Raw genomic sequence first — 749 nt, 5'->3', positions numbered from 1 at the left:
GTGTTACGATACATAGCCACCGACAAACCCGGCTGGCCGCTTCGACCGTGCCGCACCCCAGACATACGGCCGCCGCCAGGAAGCAACTGCCATGAAGACCCATCATTCGAACCCGGAGCACCTGCGCGATTTCACCACGGATCCCAGGGTTCTGCTCGTCGCCGCCATTGCCGTGGTGGTGGCGACAGCCGGGTTGTTTGCCGGCATCGCGCTTTTGAAGCTGATCCGGCTTGCCACCAACATTGCCTATTTCGGCCAGTTCTCGCTTGCCGACCTGAAGCTCGAGAACACGCCGCTTGGGCTTGCCGCCGTCCTCGTTCCGGTGATCGGTGCGCTGATCATCGGCCTGATGGCGCGCTATGGCAGCGAGAAGATCCGCGGCCACGGCATTCCCGAAGCCATCGAGGCGATCCTGCTCGGGCGCTCGAAACTCGACGCCAAGGTGGCGATCCTGAAGCCGCTGTCGTCGGCGATCTCGATCGGTTCCGGCGGACCGTTCGGCGCGGAAGGACCGATCATCATGACAGGCGGCGCGATCGGCTCGCTGATCGCGCAGATGCTGCCGGTCAGCGACAACGAGCGCAAGACCCTGCTGGTGGCTGGTGCGGCAGCGGGCATGACCACGGTGTTCGGAACACCGATCGCCGCCATCATGCTGGCGGTCGAACTGCTGCTATTCGAATGGACCCCGCGCAGCTTCATTCCGGTGGCGGTCGCGGCTGTTATCGCCGAGGTCGAGCGCACCATGC

At 64.4% G+C, this 749-nt stretch carries 1 protein-coding gene; it reads left to right on the top strand.

Features of this window, described 5'->3' with window-relative positions:
* Positions 1-91: 91 nt before the first annotated feature.
* The coding region (locus EN994_RS33930; RefSeq protein ID WP_164746549.1) for a chloride channel protein at positions 92-749 on the top strand (658 nt) is incomplete at its 3' end.

Origin of the sequence: Mesorhizobium sp. M7A.F.Ca.CA.002.09.1.1 (assembly GCF_003998555.1) — a bacterium.
In the GTDB taxonomy this organism is placed as follows: Bacteria; Pseudomonadota; Alphaproteobacteria; order Rhizobiales; family Rhizobiaceae; genus Mesorhizobium; species Mesorhizobium ciceri.
Note: the sequence above shows the minus strand (reverse complement) of the source record. Positions and strands in the feature narration are given on the sequence as shown.